The organism is Aerococcus sp. Group 2 (assembly GCF_905125285.1).
GTDB lineage: Bacteria > Bacillota > Bacilli > Lactobacillales > Aerococcaceae > Aerococcus > Aerococcus urinae_E.
Map to the genome: position 1 here is coordinate 79,917 of NZ_CAJHPA010000001.1, position 14,781 is coordinate 94,697.

At 43.0% G+C, this 14,781-nt stretch carries 16 protein-coding genes and 1 tRNA gene; 13 read left to right on the plus strand and 4 right to left on the minus strand.

Annotated elements, in window-relative coordinates; translation table 11 throughout:
• Positions 1-27: 27 nt before the first annotated feature.
• The 3 genes from JFU01_RS00390 to JFU01_RS00400 form a co-directional block, all read right to left on the minus strand.
• Complete coding sequence (locus JFU01_RS00390; protein ID WP_195854401.1) at positions 28-249, minus strand: helix-turn-helix transcriptional regulator; 222 nt, start codon at positions 247-249, stop codon at positions 28-30.
• Positions 249-575 (minus strand): DUF6442 family protein, encoded by a 327-nt coding sequence (locus JFU01_RS00395; protein ID WP_195855402.1) that lies wholly within the window; start codon positions 573-575, stop codon positions 249-251. The genes JFU01_RS00390 and JFU01_RS00395 overlap by 1 nt, the downstream gene beginning before the upstream one ends.
• A 196-nt stretch (positions 576-771) precedes the next feature.
• Entirely contained in the window at positions 772-3,303 is a 2,532-nt protein-coding gene (locus JFU01_RS00400; protein ID WP_198434168.1) for a M1 family metallopeptidase, read from the minus strand.
• Between the two features lie 202 nt (positions 3,304-3,505).
• Here JFU01_RS00400 and JFU01_RS00405 point away from each other — a divergent pair.
• The 12 genes from JFU01_RS00405 to JFU01_RS00460 all read left to right on the plus strand — a co-directional run bounded on the left by JFU01_RS00405 (position 3,506) and on the right by JFU01_RS00460 (position 11,785).
• Positions 3,506-3,577: transfer RNA gene (locus tag JFU01_RS00405), tRNA-Glu, on the plus strand.
• Positions 3,578-3,830: 253 nt separating this feature from the next.
• Positions 3,831-4,607, plus strand: coding sequence for a DeoR/GlpR family DNA-binding transcription regulator (locus JFU01_RS00410; RefSeq protein ID WP_195855404.1), 777 nt, complete (start codon positions 3,831-3,833; stop codon positions 4,605-4,607).
• Positions 4,588-5,412 (plus strand): Cof-type HAD-IIB family hydrolase, encoded by an 825-nt coding sequence (locus JFU01_RS00415; RefSeq protein WP_195855405.1) that lies wholly within the window; start codon positions 4,588-4,590, stop codon positions 5,410-5,412. Before JFU01_RS00410 ends, JFU01_RS00415 begins: the two co-directional genes overlap by 20 nt.
• A 30-nt stretch (positions 5,413-5,442) precedes the next feature.
• A complete protein-coding gene (locus tag JFU01_RS00420; RefSeq protein ID WP_230086913.1) occupies positions 5,443-5,970 on the plus strand; it encodes a VanZ family protein in 528 nt (175 codons plus the stop codon).
• A 137-nt stretch (positions 5,971-6,107) separates the two neighbouring features.
• Positions 6,108-7,010, plus strand: a complete 903-nt coding sequence (locus JFU01_RS00425) for a ribokinase (RefSeq protein WP_195855406.1) — start codon at positions 6,108-6,110, stop codon at positions 7,008-7,010.
• Positions 7,011-7,166: 156 nt separating this feature from the next.
• On the plus strand, positions 7,167-7,763 hold the full coding sequence (locus JFU01_RS00430; protein ID WP_195855407.1) for a hypothetical protein: 597 nt from the start codon (positions 7,167-7,169) through the stop codon (positions 7,761-7,763).
• A 112-nt stretch (positions 7,764-7,875) separates the two neighbouring features.
• On the plus strand, positions 7,876-8,166 hold the full coding sequence (locus JFU01_RS00435) for a hypothetical protein (protein WP_195855408.1): 291 nt from the start codon (positions 7,876-7,878) through the stop codon (positions 8,164-8,166).
• 103 nt (positions 8,167-8,269) lie between these two features.
• A complete protein-coding gene (locus JFU01_RS00440; RefSeq protein ID WP_195855409.1) occupies positions 8,270-9,232 on the plus strand; it encodes a YihY/virulence factor BrkB family protein in 963 nt (320 codons plus the stop codon).
• A 35-nt stretch (positions 9,233-9,267) separates the two neighbouring features.
• A complete protein-coding gene (locus JFU01_RS00445; RefSeq protein ID WP_195855410.1) occupies positions 9,268-10,554 on the plus strand; it encodes an FtsW/RodA/SpoVE family cell cycle protein in 1,287 nt (428 codons plus the stop codon).
• Positions 10,523-10,894, plus strand: a complete 372-nt coding sequence (locus JFU01_RS00450; protein ID WP_230086914.1) for a Spx/MgsR family RNA polymerase-binding regulatory protein — start codon at positions 10,523-10,525, stop codon at positions 10,892-10,894. Before JFU01_RS00445 ends, JFU01_RS00450 begins: the two co-directional genes overlap by 32 nt.
• Positions 10,895-10,897: 3 nt before the next feature.
• Entirely contained in the window at positions 10,898-11,248 is a 351-nt protein-coding gene (locus tag JFU01_RS00455) for a glycine cleavage system protein H (RefSeq protein WP_195855412.1), read from the plus strand.
• A gap of 48 nt (positions 11,249-11,296) precedes the next feature.
• Positions 11,297-11,785, plus strand: a complete 489-nt coding sequence (locus JFU01_RS00460) for an LURP-one-related/scramblase family protein (protein ID WP_195855413.1) — start codon at positions 11,297-11,299, stop codon at positions 11,783-11,785.
• A gap of 80 nt (positions 11,786-11,865) precedes the next feature.
• Here JFU01_RS00460 and JFU01_RS00465 read toward each other — a convergent pair whose 3' ends face one another.
• On the minus strand, positions 11,866-12,609 hold the full coding sequence (locus JFU01_RS00465; RefSeq protein ID WP_013669318.1) for a gamma-glutamyl-gamma-aminobutyrate hydrolase family protein: 744 nt from the start codon (positions 12,607-12,609) through the stop codon (positions 11,866-11,868).
• 99 nt (positions 12,610-12,708) lie between these two features.
• On the opposite strand from JFU01_RS00465, the gene JFU01_RS00470 reads away from it, so the two are divergent.
• Positions 12,709-14,613 carry a M13 family metallopeptidase gene (locus tag JFU01_RS00470; RefSeq protein ID WP_195855414.1) on the plus strand — a complete coding sequence of 635 codons (1,905 nt, stop codon included), beginning with the start codon at positions 12,709-12,711 and terminating at the stop codon, positions 14,611-14,613.
• Positions 14,614-14,781: the final 168 nt, after the last annotated feature.

Here is a 14,781-nt window from a genome sequence, read left to right on the forward strand (position 1 = left end):
GTCTAGCCCTGTAACTAGACGTTTTTTTCAAGTATTATCATCTTCAAAATAAAACATGTCCTCAAATTGACAGTCTAAAGCGATACACAAGATGAGGGCTAATTTAGCAGTGGGGTTGAATTGCCCGGTTTCAATCGATGAAATCGAGTTCCGTGAGACGCCGATCATGTCTGCTAAGGCCTGCTGACTCAGGCCTTTTTCTTTACGGATTGCTTTGAGACGGTTGTGTAAGATTAATTCTTTATCCATTAGGCTGCCCCAAAACTACTATTTATAAATCGAATGAAAAAGGCGATATTTAATACCGAAGTAAAGATAAAAAGGATTAATGCAGATTTTTCTTGGCTAATTTTATATCTTTTATAGAAATTCACTGATATAAAGGTAAATAACAGGACTTCAATATCTGCAATACTTTGCCCATTAATGGCTTTTATCGCCATCAAAACAATCGCCACCACGCACATGGCCGCAAAGCCATAGTCGTCTGCCTTCTTAATAAGATGTTGCTGATATTCATCCTGATTGTCTGAGCGATATTTAGCTAGAATGCGTTCTTTGTCTTCTTTCTTCATATTTTGTTCCACCTTTCTCGCCAAGTGTACTTGGCACAACTTCATAATAACATGCCAAGTATACTTGTCAAATGATTGATTGCTCTAAAGGGAAACTAACCTTTTGAATATTTTAACCAAGCAAAAAGCAGAAGCACCTCTCAATGCATCTGCTTTAATCTTCAGTCATGCTGGCTGGCATACTTAATTTCTTTTGTTACTTATTATTAGCATCTCTGATAGAGCTTAAGACAGCATCCTTTTCTTTTTCAATAAAGTCTACCCGGCCTTCGATGACCTTGATGTCCATGCGGATTTCACGTCCTAGTCCAGGCACATCGACTTTTTCTTCGAAGAAGTCTTTAAATTCTGCTAGACGTTCTTCAGTATTAAAGATAGCTGCGGTGACAGTGATATAGGTTGCAAATTCCATGTCGCCACCGACTTTGGCTTCTAGCCAGCCCCAATTATTCCTTAACCAGTTCCAGGCTTTTTCTTCCCCAACTGGGTTAGCGAGAACTCCACGATACCAAGCCCGCAAGTCTTGGGGTTTAATCACATTAGCTTCTTGGAAGTGGCCTACAATTTGGTCTAAGAAGGCTTCATCTTTAGAAGCAGTCAAGGCTTGACGGAGGTCAGCCTTTAGACTTGGGTTGGCTGATTTTTGGTAGGCAGTGAGGTAGTCTTGGTAAAGATCATCATTACCATAGTTAACCACTTCATTCTTCAAGAGTAGGGCACGGCGGTCAGCGGGAAGGTTTTCCTTGTTTTCTCCACCACCAGAGTTTAAGTAAAGTTCATGGAGGCCCTCAATGACTACATTATCTTCAGCATAGAGAGAAGCGGCTAAAATCGTTGGACGACTGAGTTCGGCTTCCAGACTTTCGCCTTTCCAAGCTTCTACGCCTAGCTTTTCAACTTGGTCATGGTAGAGTGAGCGGATATATTGCTTAATAGTTGCTTCTTCGTCACTATTTGGACGGGCAAAGTCTTTCAATACCGAAAAGATTGCAGCAATCTTTTCATGAACAATGGCAGATTCAGCGCTAGCTAATTTGTCCAGTAAAGGAATCAGCTTAGCGTAGGATAAACGACCACCCTTAGCCAATAGGTTCAAGTCTTGTAAGACTTGGAGTTGGTCTATAGCCGACAATTGGTCTAATTCATCAATGATGTCGTTTAAGAGTTCTTCATCGTAATCAACGATAAAGTGAGAGTTATTTCCGACATTGAGTCTTAAGGCTTGGTCGCCTTTTTGGAAGTTTGAAACTGTGATTTCTGACTCGGTCATGATTTCTGGCACTTGGTCGTTGTTGGCTTGGAGTGGAATTTGCCAGAGACGTCCTTGGTCTTCGCCTTGGCCAATAAAGAATTGTTCTTGGCTTAAGACTAAGTCACCATCCACTAACTTAGCCGATACCACTGGATAGCCAGGTTGTTCTAACCAAGAATCCATGATGGCCCCAATATCTAAGCCGGAAGCTTGAGAGAGGGCATCCCAGAGGTCTTGGCCCTTGGCGTTGTAGTATTGGTGTTTTTCAAAGTAAGCTTTCAACCCTTTACGGAGGTCGTCGTCACCTAATAAGGAACGCACCATCACTAAGAGACGGGCTCCTTTGGCATAGACAATGGCGGAGTCGAAGATGGAGTCGATTTCGGCTGGGTCATTAACCATAACATGAACCGATTGCACGCCGTCAGTCGCATCACGCTCTAGGGCAGCAGGCACATCGGAAGTTTGGAAGAGTTCCCAGACCTTCCACTCTGGTTCCAAAGCATCGATTGCTACATATTCCATCATGTTGGCAAAGGATTCGTTCAACCATAAGTCATCCCACCAGTTCATGGTAACTAAGTTACCGAACCATTGGTGGGCGAGTTCGTGGGCGATCACGGTAGCCACTAATTGTTTGGTTGGTAGGGAGGCGTTATCCGGATCAATTAAGAGATAAGCTTCCCGGTAAGTGACAAGCCCCCAGTTTTCCATGGCACCAGCTGAAAAGTCAGGTAGGCCAACTTGGTAGGAATGTTCCAGCGGGTAGGGGGTGTCGTAGAATTCTTCGAAGAATTCGATCGAACGTTTACTGATATCTAAGGCAAAGTCAAGTTCCTTATCCGCGTGAGCTTTAGTAGCAAATACGCCAATTTCAACACCTGATTTGGTGTGGGTGATTTTCTTTTGTAAGTCACCAAAGACAAAGGCGATGAGGTAGCTTGACATGCGCACGGTTTCTTCGAAGTAGTGGACACCGTCTTCGCATTTGATCTCGGGTTGGTTAGCGATAATGCTTTCGCCTGCTTCTTCGTCAAATTTAATGGCTAGGGAGAAAGTGGCCTTAGCAGCAGGTTCATCCACACAAGGAAAGGCTTGGCGGGCAAACGTAGTCTCAAACTGCGTGCCGACCAACTGTTTTTCTTCACCGTCAACTTCATAATAAGAAGGGTAAATCCCCATCATGGAGTCGGTCAGGTTAGCATGGTAAGTGACTTCTACTTCCACTTGACCTTCCTTATCATTAGCAATGGTCAAAGTCTCTGCTTGATCATCTTGTGAAAAAGAAGCTAACTCCCCATCCACAGTGACTTTTTCTGTAGTTAGATATTTTTGATTTAATACAATGTCTTGACCCTGTGCGTGGCCCTTGACGGTGGTAGTCCCACTAAAACGCTTATCTTGGCGGCTAATGTCCAAGTAGATGTCATAGTGATCAGGCACAAACTGGTCGAGTAGACGTTGATTTTCTGTCATAGAAAAACCTCCCCTAAATTGGTTTCGTTAATTATACGGATTATTCATCCCTTATAGTAGTAATTATATGGGATTTAGGCAAATTTTTCAGCTTTCTTTTCATTATTGATTATAAAAAGCCATATTCATTAAAATTAGGTCTTTACAAATGAAAAGATCAGGCGTATTCTAGTTACTGTCGTCAAGCGATGACACAAGGCACTGCCCGGTGGTCAAGGGGTTAAGACGCCGCGTTCTCAGCGCGGAATCACGGGTTCGAATCCCGCCCGGGTGATAATAAATTTTATAGAGGTCTCAAGAATATTGATTTGTAGATGTTCTTGGGGCCTCTTTTTTATGTCCGCTAAAAGTTAGTAGAAATGTTAGTAGAAACGACTAGATTTCTAAAACAGAACGAATGCTCACTAAGTTATTGATACTTAAAAACAATGATAAAAGCATATAATTACTTAAAATAACTTACAAATGCAGAAAAACATGCTAAAATAAAGTCAGCAAGTAAAAAATATGGTAGAAAGGAGGTCACCATGTATCAAGAGGAACGTTTAAGAGTAATCATGAAGGAATTAAAAGACAAGGGGCGGTTAACGGCTAAGGAAATGACCGCAGCTTTGGGTGTTTCAAGAGATACGGTCCGCCGGGATTTTAATTTACTGGAAGGCCAAGGGCTTGCCCATCGTACCCATGGAGGATTAATCTTGCCTAAGCAAGTGCCAGTCATTGCTCCTTACCAAAGTCGCTCCAAGCAATCAACCCGAGCTAAACGGGCCATTGCTCAGGTGGCACAAAAATTTCTTCTAAAAGAAGGCTTTTACTTTTTCGATGTCTCTACCGTAGTTAGCCAATTGGCCCAGTTAAGTGAAGGACCTATGACGGTATATTCCCATTCTTTAGATAATGCCCTGATTTTTTCTGAGAAAGAAAGGGTAGACTTTAACCTCTTAGGAGGCAAGTACTATCCTAAGAACCGTTTCTTTGCTAACTTAGACACTCTTAAGCAACTTGACCGGCTATATTTTGATGTGGCCTTTATTGGAGCTGCGGGTTTAAAGGGTGGAAAAATCTCCTATGACGACCAGGCTGACTGCCAGCTTAAGGAAGTGGTAATCAAAAATTCGCAGACCACAGTGCTCCTAGCAGGAGCGGAGAAATTCCAACAAAGTGGCCACTACCAAGCGGGGACCCTGGAAGAAATTGATTATCTAATCACTAGCCAAGCCCCTGAAGCGATTAAAAAGATTGATGGATTGGAAGTAATTGAAACCGACAGAAAGGAAGAAGATCATGACGAAAGCTCAGATTAAACTGGTAATCAGTGACATTGATGGAACCATTCTCGATTCTAACCACCAGGTCGATGACCAATTGAAGGACCAGATAAAATCTCTCAAAAAGCAAGGGATTCCCTTTGTCTTAGCTTCTGCCCGCTCACCCCGGGGTATGTATGGCTTAGCCAGGGAATTAGAACTCGACCAGAACCCGATCGCTACTTATAATGGGGCCTTGATTGTGCCAAGTGATCCGGAAAAACTCGACCAAGCCCTGGTTAACCATGTGATTGATCCCAATGAAGCCGGGCAACTGATTAACCTCCTCCAAAGTCAATTCCCTACGGTTTCTATCAACCCCTATGCCGGAGCGGACTGGTATGCCAGTGCCAAGAGCCCTTGGACGGATGAAGAAGCCGCTATTACTCAGGATAAACCGATTATTAAAGACCCTCAAACCTTACTTGAAGAGGGGATTGGGATTAATAAGTTTCTCCTAATTGACCAGCCTGACCAAATTAGTCGTTTAGAAGACTATCTCAATTCGGTTAACTTCAAACATTGCGACTTCTACCTCTCTAAGGACAATTACTTAGAAGTGACGGCTAAGGGTGTCTCCAAAGAAAATGCCTTGCGAGAAATTGCGGAAGTCTACCAAGTCCCGCTTGAAAATTGTTTAGCTATTGGTGATAATTTTAATGATATCCCCATGCTTCAATTAGCTGGGCTAGGAATAGCTATGGCTAACGCACCTCAGGAAGTTCAAGCAGCAGCGGATTATTTAACCAGTTCCAACGATGACCATGGGGTAAGTCAAGCCCTGAGAAAATGGGTGATATAAAATATCAATTGACCTAAAAAGGAGCCTATTGTGACCTTAAAACAAATTCGAAACCTAGCCTTTATTGCTTTAATTCTTCTATTAGTATTGACTTTTCCCAGTTCATCGACTTCTTATGAAGACCAGAGCGTAATCCCTTTATTAAACAGGCTCTTGGCCTATCAACCTGGAAAAGACTTATTAAGTGGTCTTTCTTTTACCTATGCTGGAGAGGAAATTTCCATTCAAGCACGGGGCTACTTTGCTTTCATTGAGTTCTTTATCCGCAAGGGAGCTCACTTTGTCCTCTTTGGTAGTCTGGCTAGTCTCGCCTACCTCTCCTTATTAATGGATGTTAAAAGCTTGCCAGTTCGCGCTACTTTAGCGACCTTGTTGACTTCTGGCTATGCGGCTTTTGACGAATTACGGCAGATATTTACTCCCAACCGGACCGGGCTCCTGGCTGATGTCTACTTGGATACTTGTGGGGCACTTTGCTTTATTTTGCTGACCATCTTAGTCTTTGGCTGGTTGAGAAAAAGAGGTTGGATTAAAGAAAATCCACTTCCTAAGTCCTGATAGCTAGCTTGTTAGCGACTAGAAAAGATGATAAACTTAAGGTGATTATATTGTAAGCGATTGCGCTTCAATTGAGAAAAGCATGACTTGAGTTTCATCATAAAAGTTGCGTGAAAAATAGAAAGATAGGGAGCAAAATGAGTAAAGTAATTGTTGTTGGCAGTATTAATATCGATATGACCATGGTGACTGACCGCCTACCTCGAATTGGCGAAACCATTTTAGGGGATACTGTCAATTATTTTATGGGCGGCAAGGGGGCCAATCAAGCCGTTGCTGCTGCCCGCTTAGCTGGCGATGTACGGATGGTTGGTAGCGTTGGCGATGATTCCTTTGGTGACAAAGCCCTCAAACACCTCAAGAAGGAAGGGGTAGTGACTGACCAGATCAAGGTAGAAAAGAATATTTTCACTGGGATGGCAGCCATCTTTTCCGTTCAAGCGGATAATTCCATTGTCGTTTTGCCGGGCGCTAATGGCTTAGTTGAAGTCGGTGAGGACTTTGCTGTTTTGGTTGAGGAAGGCGACATTGTCCTGGCCCAATTAGAAGTTCCCTTAGCCACCGTCAAGCAGGCTTTTTCAATTGCACGGGAAAAAGGGGCAAGGACTATCTTAAATCCAGCACCTTTTGACTCAGGGATTAATGAATTTGTTGATCTGGCTGATATTGTCACCCCTAACGAAACCGAATTTGCCGGAATGTTGGGCCGTGACATTGACGACTCGGAAATCGAGGCAGCTATGTTGGAATGGAGCCAAGCCCACGATGCCTTGTTGATTGTTACTCGGGGTTCGCAAGGAATTTCCTATGTCCATGAGGGCCAAGTACTTTCGATTCCAACGATTGAAGCTGATGTTAAAGATACGACTGGGGCAGGGGACACCATGAATGGCGCCTTCGCGGCTTTAATGGCTCAAGGGACTCCTCTGGAAGAGGCTCTCCGTCTGTCTTCGATTGCTGCAACCCTATCAACCACCAAGGTCGGTGCCCAAACCGCCATGCCTTATCCAAAAGACCTAGAGAACTACCGTAAGGCCTAAGTTTTCTTTTCCAGAGTTAAAAATTAGGAAAACGTAAAGATTATGGGCTGATCATTTTTGGATTAAAAGCTGTGGTAAAATAATAAGTGAAGCAGAGTGGATACGAATACACTCGATTAGAAAATGATTTATTTAAAAATAAATGAGGGATTTATTATGAATAAAAATTTAAAAGGTTTTATCGCGGTTACACTTAGCGCTTTCCTGCTAGCGGCTTGTTCCGAACAGGGCGTGTCTTTTGCCGATAAGCACCAATCATCCGATGCCAAAACCGAGCAAACTTCCAGCAGTCAAGCTAAGGAAAGCAGCCAAAAAACGGGCACTGACAAGAAGCAAGATACTGACCAAGAAAAATCGAGTCAGTCAGATAAGGCAAGTAGCCAAGTCAAGGGTAAAAGCGTTAAAGCAAATAATGAAAGTGGTCAAGCGGGACCAGGTCAATCAGCAAGCAAGAGCCAAGCAGAAGCTGCTGAGAAACCTGCCAGTTCAGTGACCCCATCCAATAATTCTAATGACATTATTGCTAAAGTGGTGCCTATGATCCACCAAGTCACTGATAATATTTACCGCAGCGAAGATTATAGTTTCATGCCTTCTAAGGTAGACGACAATCTTGTTCAAGTGGAAATCCGTCGCCAATCACCTAATAACCAAATTCATACCAACCTTGTTGCTATCTACCGTTACAACAACCAAACGGGCGAATTAACCAGTATGGACTTGGTGTCCGGTCAATGGCAAAAGGTCAACTAATTTTCTAAATCCTCATTTATCACGTAATTAACCAGGGCCAGACGCTCTGGTTTTTCTTATCTTCACTTGCAAATAGAACACCTGTTCGATAAAATGAAATTAGGTGATAAATATGCAAGTGATCTATAAAGAAAGCCATTGTCGCAAAAATATTCGTTCCTGGTTAGAAGGCAAAGGCTATCGCTACCAGCGCGACTTTAACAAAGGGGCGATTATTCAAACTAATAAGGGCTACTACCAATTGTGGGACCTGCATATTAAGGATATCGACCGAGGAAGCTACCGCAATTACTTTTTTGCTGAAGGCATATCGGGAGACTTTGACCTTTATGTTTTTACAGTGAGAGAAACCCTTTTCTCTAGTCAGACTGCCAAGGCTTTCATTAATTCTCTTTCGATTTAAATTAGAAAATTTAAAAAGCCAACCTCGTCCCAGCTTGTTTGACACACTGAGGCGGATCTATTGTATAATGGGTAAGACATCTATCAAGATAGGAGCGAGATCCGTGAAGAAAATCAAAGAAGTTTTAGTGCCGATTGCCAGTCAGAGCGTCCAGGATGCCAGTATTGGTAGTTCAGCAGCCGAACTGGCTTATTATGCCTTGTTGGCAATTTTCCCTATGCTACTTTTAGTAGCCAATATTATTCCTTTACTCCCCTTTGATTCAGCCCAGGCAGTGGAGTGGATTACAGCCATTCTCCCTAATGAAATTGAGCCTTTGCTGATTCCTACCTTGGAATCATATTTAGATTCCACCAGTGCCGGGAGTCTTTCAATTAATACCATCTTAGTGATTTGGTCATCCTCGGCTGGTTTCTCCGCCTTACAGCGGGTCTTGAACCGGGTCTATGGCAATCCCGACCACAAAAATGCGGTAATTACTCGGATTGCTTCCTTCTTGATCGCCTTTCTCTTAGTCTTGACTGTGGGTGTATTCTCGCTCTTTTTTGTCTTTGGCGAGACTCTTCTGCGCGTTATTAACAATTTTATTCCCTTGCCTCTAGGTTTTGTGGAATTATTACTGGGCTTAAAATGGCCTGTCCTCTTGATTTCGGTCTTTATCTTGATGTTATTTATCTATATCGTCGTTCCTAACCAACCGATGACCTTGAAATACGCCTTACCCGGATCGGTGACCGCTGCTGTAATGGTTCTCTTAATTTCCAGCTTGTTTGGCGTCTATGTCCAGTTTGCCGGGGGTTCTTCGGTTCAAAACGGGACCATTGGCGTTTTCATTGCCTTAATGCTTTACCTGTATTTAAATGGGATGGCACTTATTGTTGGAGCCTTAGTCAATACCATTTATTATCGCTATAAACATGCGGATACCTATCTTGATCAACGCATTAAGTATGAGGTCAGTCTATCTCCAGATTTTCCTCATTTAAATGATAAGGAAATCGCCTATAGTCCTTTAAAGCGGGCCTCCAAGGCGATCCAAGCGGAAGCTTTACAGAAGAATGACTAAGCGTATTTTTAGCTGTTAAACTAAGGAGTGTAAGTATGGCACGTTCAAGAAGCCAACGTTTAAAAAAAGTTAGCCAAGCAAAATCCATTAATCCAACCATTATCGCGCTTTTATTAGCTCTGATGGCCATGAGTGTCGCGGTGATATTTGCCACCACTTATTTACAATTTGGGGGCGGCTCATTAAAGCCCACTTTGATGCAAATCTTTTGGTATGTGGTTAGTTTTATCGCCATTGTCTTTGTCATGCAGATTGACAAGAAGACCTTTTACCGATTTGTTCCTGTCCTGTATGGTTTCGGGATCTTTCTCTTGATCTTGGTCCTGTTTTTCTATGACCGCCAACAATATACCTTGTTTGGGGCTAAATCTTGGTTCACCATCGGGACCTTGTCCTTCCAACCGTCAGAAATCATGAAGTTCTTCTATATCTTAATGATGTCTCGCTTGGTCAGTGAATTTAATCAAAGAACGGAAGCTTTGAATTATGACGCTTTACCGGTTTCTAAACAGTTAAAATGGGACTTTAAATTTATTGGCCGTATGATTTTATGGACTGCAGTACCGGTGGTTTTGATCCTATTACAGAATGACTTTGGGACGACCCTGGTATTTATGATGATCTTTTCGGGTATGATTTTTGCTTCGGGAGTTAACTGGCGAATTATTCTGACCATTGCTTTAATTATTGGTGCCGTCTTTGCTGGCTTACTCTTTTTGGTGATTTACAATCGTGACTTACTTTATCACTTAGGTTTTCAAGATTATCAATTTGCCCGGATTGATTCCTGGTTGGCTCCCTTTGAAAATACGCGGCGGGAGTCCTACCAACTGAGTCAAAGTATCAAGGCCATTGGCTCGGGTCAATGGCTGGGTAAGGGTTTTGGTAATTTTGAAGTTTATGTCCCCGTAAGAGAGTCCGACATGATTTTTTCCACGATTGGTGAAAACTTTGGCTTCATTGGCAGCAGTCTCTTGATCCTGCTTTATTTCTTATTGATCTTAACCATGATTGCCATTGCCTATGAATCCTACGATTCCTTCTATATCGCAGGCACGGCCGGGATCGTTTCTATGATTCTCTTCCATATTGTAGAAAATATTGGTATGTCCATTGGGCTCTTGCCCTTGACAGGGATTCCCTTACCCTTTATTTCGCAAGGGGGCTCAGCCTTATTAACTAATATGCTCTGTATGGGCTTTGTCTTGTCCATCCAGTACAATCAAAACCGTAGTGAAGCAGAAATTCAACAACATTGGCTCAATCGCCTATTGCGCAAGTTAAGTGGAGGTGACCGTCTTGATCAGTTTATATGGCCTTAAGCAATGTTCTACCTCACGGCGAATGGAGAAAGCCTTTAACGAGGCCGGGGTTGACTATCAGTTTTACGATATCCGCAAACAAGTGCCTAGTAAGGAAGATATAAAACGGGCCCTAGAAAACACTGACCGGCCCAAGCAAGTCTTTAACACGTCGGGGTCGGCTTACCGAGAAATGGGCTTAAAGGATAAAATTGATGACTTATCCCAGAAAGAAATTGCTGATTTATTAGCGAGTGATGGGATGTTAATTAAATGTCCCTTAGTGACAGACAAGGAAGTAGCAACTACAGGGGCCAAAGAAGACACTATGGCTTACTGGATAGAAAAAGAGGGGAAGTAAACAATGGAAAAAGTATACACTGACACTGGTTTATGGTTAACTCAAACAGCAGATAAGCAAGTGATCATTGGCCTTTCTAAGGCTGGCCAAGAAGAATTTGGTGACATTTCCTTTATTAATTATTTAGTCGACCAAGACTTGGTAGCTGGGGAAGCCTTCGTTTCTATTGAAGCGGAAAAGGCAGTGACCGATATCTTAGCACCTTTGTCTGGTAAAGTTGTCGGTAAAAATGAAAAGGCTGAAGGCACCCCCACTGACCTCAATTCAGATAAGGATAATTTAAATTGGTTAGTGGCTGTAGAACCTAGTTCATCCTTTGATCCAACTGCCTTTAAGTCAGAAGAGACTAAGTAATTTTTTTCGATAACTGCTGGGACTAAGGAAAGGGGCTTGTGTCAGACGATGCGCCGTTTATATATTAAACAGAGGATTTTTAAAATCACGGACCACTATAATATCAAAGACGACCAGGGTCAGGTCTGTTACCGAGTAGATGAAGACTTTAGGTTTTTTGGCCACAAAGTTAAAGTGTCTGATCCTCAAGGACAGCCGCTTTTTGAGATTAACCGGAAACTTTTCAAAATCTTTTCAGAATACCAGATCAAATTTGTTGATGGCAGTCAAGTGACCATTAAAGACCGGCTGAGTTTCTTTAGGAGAAAGGTTAAAATTACTAGTCCTGACTATAATTTGGACTTGAAGGGGAATTTCCTAGATAACAATTTTGCGCTTACCCTTGATGGCGAGAAGATTGGTTCAATTAACCATAAGATTTTTGCTATTCGGGATACCTTTGTTCTTGATGTCTATGATGAAGATTATGAGGCCGTGATGGTGGGACTAGCTATTGCCTTAGACAATATGATGGATAACGAAGAAGCTGCTGATTAAAAAAGAAAACGAGACTTCACCGAGTGCTAGTGGCTGACATTTTGTCGCCTAGTCTTGCTCGATTGGGTCTCGTTTTTTATTTAGAAGTATGAGAACCATTCAAAGATGGGCATCATTTCTTCGTTATTTTGGATCATTATTTCTGGATGCCATTGGACACCTAAGAGGGGGTGTTTCTCATTATCATCACCAAATTGGTAGGATTCGATGACTCCATCAGCGGCCCAGGCAGTAGCTTCTAACTTGGGGGCTAAGTCACGGATGGCCTGGTGGTGGTAGGAATTCACTTGGGCCTTGTCTTTGTTACCTAGGAGCCGGTACATTTCACTACCTTCCTTAATGGTGACTGAGTGGTGGGGATAAATCATCCGGCTATGTTTTTGCACGTGCTGGATGGCTGGGCGGTCCTTAACGGGATAGTAGGAAAGGTCTTGGTAAACTGTTCCTCCTAGTAAAATATTAATCAGTTGGAAGCCCCGACAAACGGCAAGGATAGGCACTTGGTACTTGAGGGCCGCTTCAAAGAGGGCTCTTTCCCAGTAATCTCTTTTCGGGTAGATATCATTTAAGCGAGGAGCTGGGTCTTCACCATACATCAAGGGGTGAACATCCTGGCCTCCGGTAAATATCAAGCCGTCAATTCGTTGGATATAGTCTTCAGCGCGTCTTAAGTCGCTATGGATAGGAATAATGATGGGAAGGTTTCCTGACCGACTGACCCCGTCGACGTAACCGTGGGGGGTATAGTCCCGGGAAAATTCATCCCATTCCCGGTCATTGAGGGTGTCATTTCCCGTGATTCCGATCACTTTATCAATGCGCATGGCTAAACTCCTTCCTTGTCTTTTATGCAGTCAATGCATGTAATCCGTTCTATGATATAATAACACTAGGTTTTTTTCAATTTTGAAAGGAGTTCATTTATGATAGTAGATATGTCCCAAGCAAAAGAAGACCTCTATATGGCCGTGAACGGGGAGTGGATTGACCAAGCCGAGATCCCTGAAGACAAGTCCTCAACAGGTGGTTTCATGGCCTTACGGGATGGGATTGAAGAATTATCCATGGCAGACATTGAGAAAATGGCTGCTGGAGAAATTAAGCTAGATAATCCCGAAATGGAAGAAATGATCGCCCTCTATCAATTAGCTATGGACTTTGATCGTTTGGACCAAGAGGGAGCAAATCCCATCCAAGCTGACCTAGAAAATGTGGACGAATTAACTGACTTTAGCCAAATTCAAGCCTTTTCTAAGCAATGGTTATTAGCTGGTCATGATTTTATCTTTAATTTGGGTAATGAGGCCGACATGAAAAACACGGTAAACTATGCTCTCTATTTAAGTCGTCCCAACACCATCTTACCTGATAAGGGCTACTACGAAGAGGATAACGGAACGGGTAAGCAATTATTAGAAATTTGGCGCCGGTCGACCGTTGACCTCTTAAAGGCTATGGGTTTTAGTGATGAATTGAGTCAACGTCATACCGACCAAGCTATCGCCTTTGATGCGCTATTTGTTCCTTATGTGAAGTCTCAGGAAGAATTGGCGGACTATACCAAGTCCTATAATCCTAAGGGCATTGACGAAGTGGAGACTTACTCATCTCACTATTCGCTTAAGGCGATTATTAAGGAATTAATCGGACAAGAGCCAGAAACCGTCATTGTAACGGAACCGCGCTATTTTGAAGCTTTAGATGAATTCTTCAGCCCCGACCATTTTGAAGAATTGAAGTCTTGGATGATTGTTAATGTGGCTCGTGATGGGGCTCAGGCCTTGTCAGAAGACTTGCGTCAAATTGCTAGCCAATATAGTTTAGCTCTATCAGGGAACCCTAAGACCATGAGTCGGGAAAAACATGCCTTCTACCTCACGGTTAATACTTTTGACCAAGTCTTTGGTTGTTATTATGGTAAGAAATACTTTGGCCCAGAAGCCCGTGCCGACGTGACTGCCATGATTGAAGAAATGATTGCGGTTTATAAAGATCGTCTCAAGCACAATACCTGGCTTTCCCAACAAACCATTAAGAAGGCTATTGTGAAGCTGGATGCGATTACTATTATGGCCGGTTATCCGGATAGCTACCCAGAAATTTATACACGTTTTAAGGTGAATAGTGACTTACCGCTCTACCAAAACCTCAAGTCCTTTACTGCTGAACGAGTGAAAGACAATCTGGCTAAGTGGAATCAAGAAGTTGACCATAGTCGCTGGCATATGTCGGCAGAAACAGTCAATGCCTACTATGATCCTTCAGCCAACAATATTTGCTTCCCAGCGGGTATCTTGCAAGCGCCTTTCTATGACTTGAAGCAAAGCCGCAGTGAAAACTACGGTGGGATTGGCGGAGTAATCGCTCACGAAATTTCCCATGCCTTTGATAACAATGGGGCTCAATTTGATGAGCAGGGGAATTTAAATAACTGGTGGTTGGATGAAGACTATGAAGTCTTTACCCACAAGGCTCAAGCCATGATTGATCAGTTCGATGGTTTGCCTTTAGGAGACGGCGAGGTCAATGGGACCTTAACGGTATCAGAAAATATTGCTGATGCTGGTGGCCTGCAAGCCGCTTACCAAGCCATGACCCATGAGGAGAACTACGATCCCATTGCCTTCTTCAATAATTGGGCCCGGATTTGGTGCATGAAGGCCCGCCCTCAATACCAAAACCTACTATTATCCATTGACGTCCATGCCCCTAACTACTGGCGGGCTAACCAACAAGTCAAGAACTTGGATGCCTTCCATGTCGCCTACCAAACTTCTTCAGAAAATAAAATGTACCTAGACCCAGAAGACCGCGTCGTTATCTGGTAACAAGCAGAGTGTGACAAGCGCCCAAAGAGCAAGACCACTGGAAGAAAATGTCGTAAAAATTCTCAAAGAGAATTTGTCGCCATTTTTTGAAGTGGACGCTTGCTCTGCGCTTGGAACACATTTGAAGCAGAGTGTGACAGTCACAACAAAGGGTATGCCATTACTTCA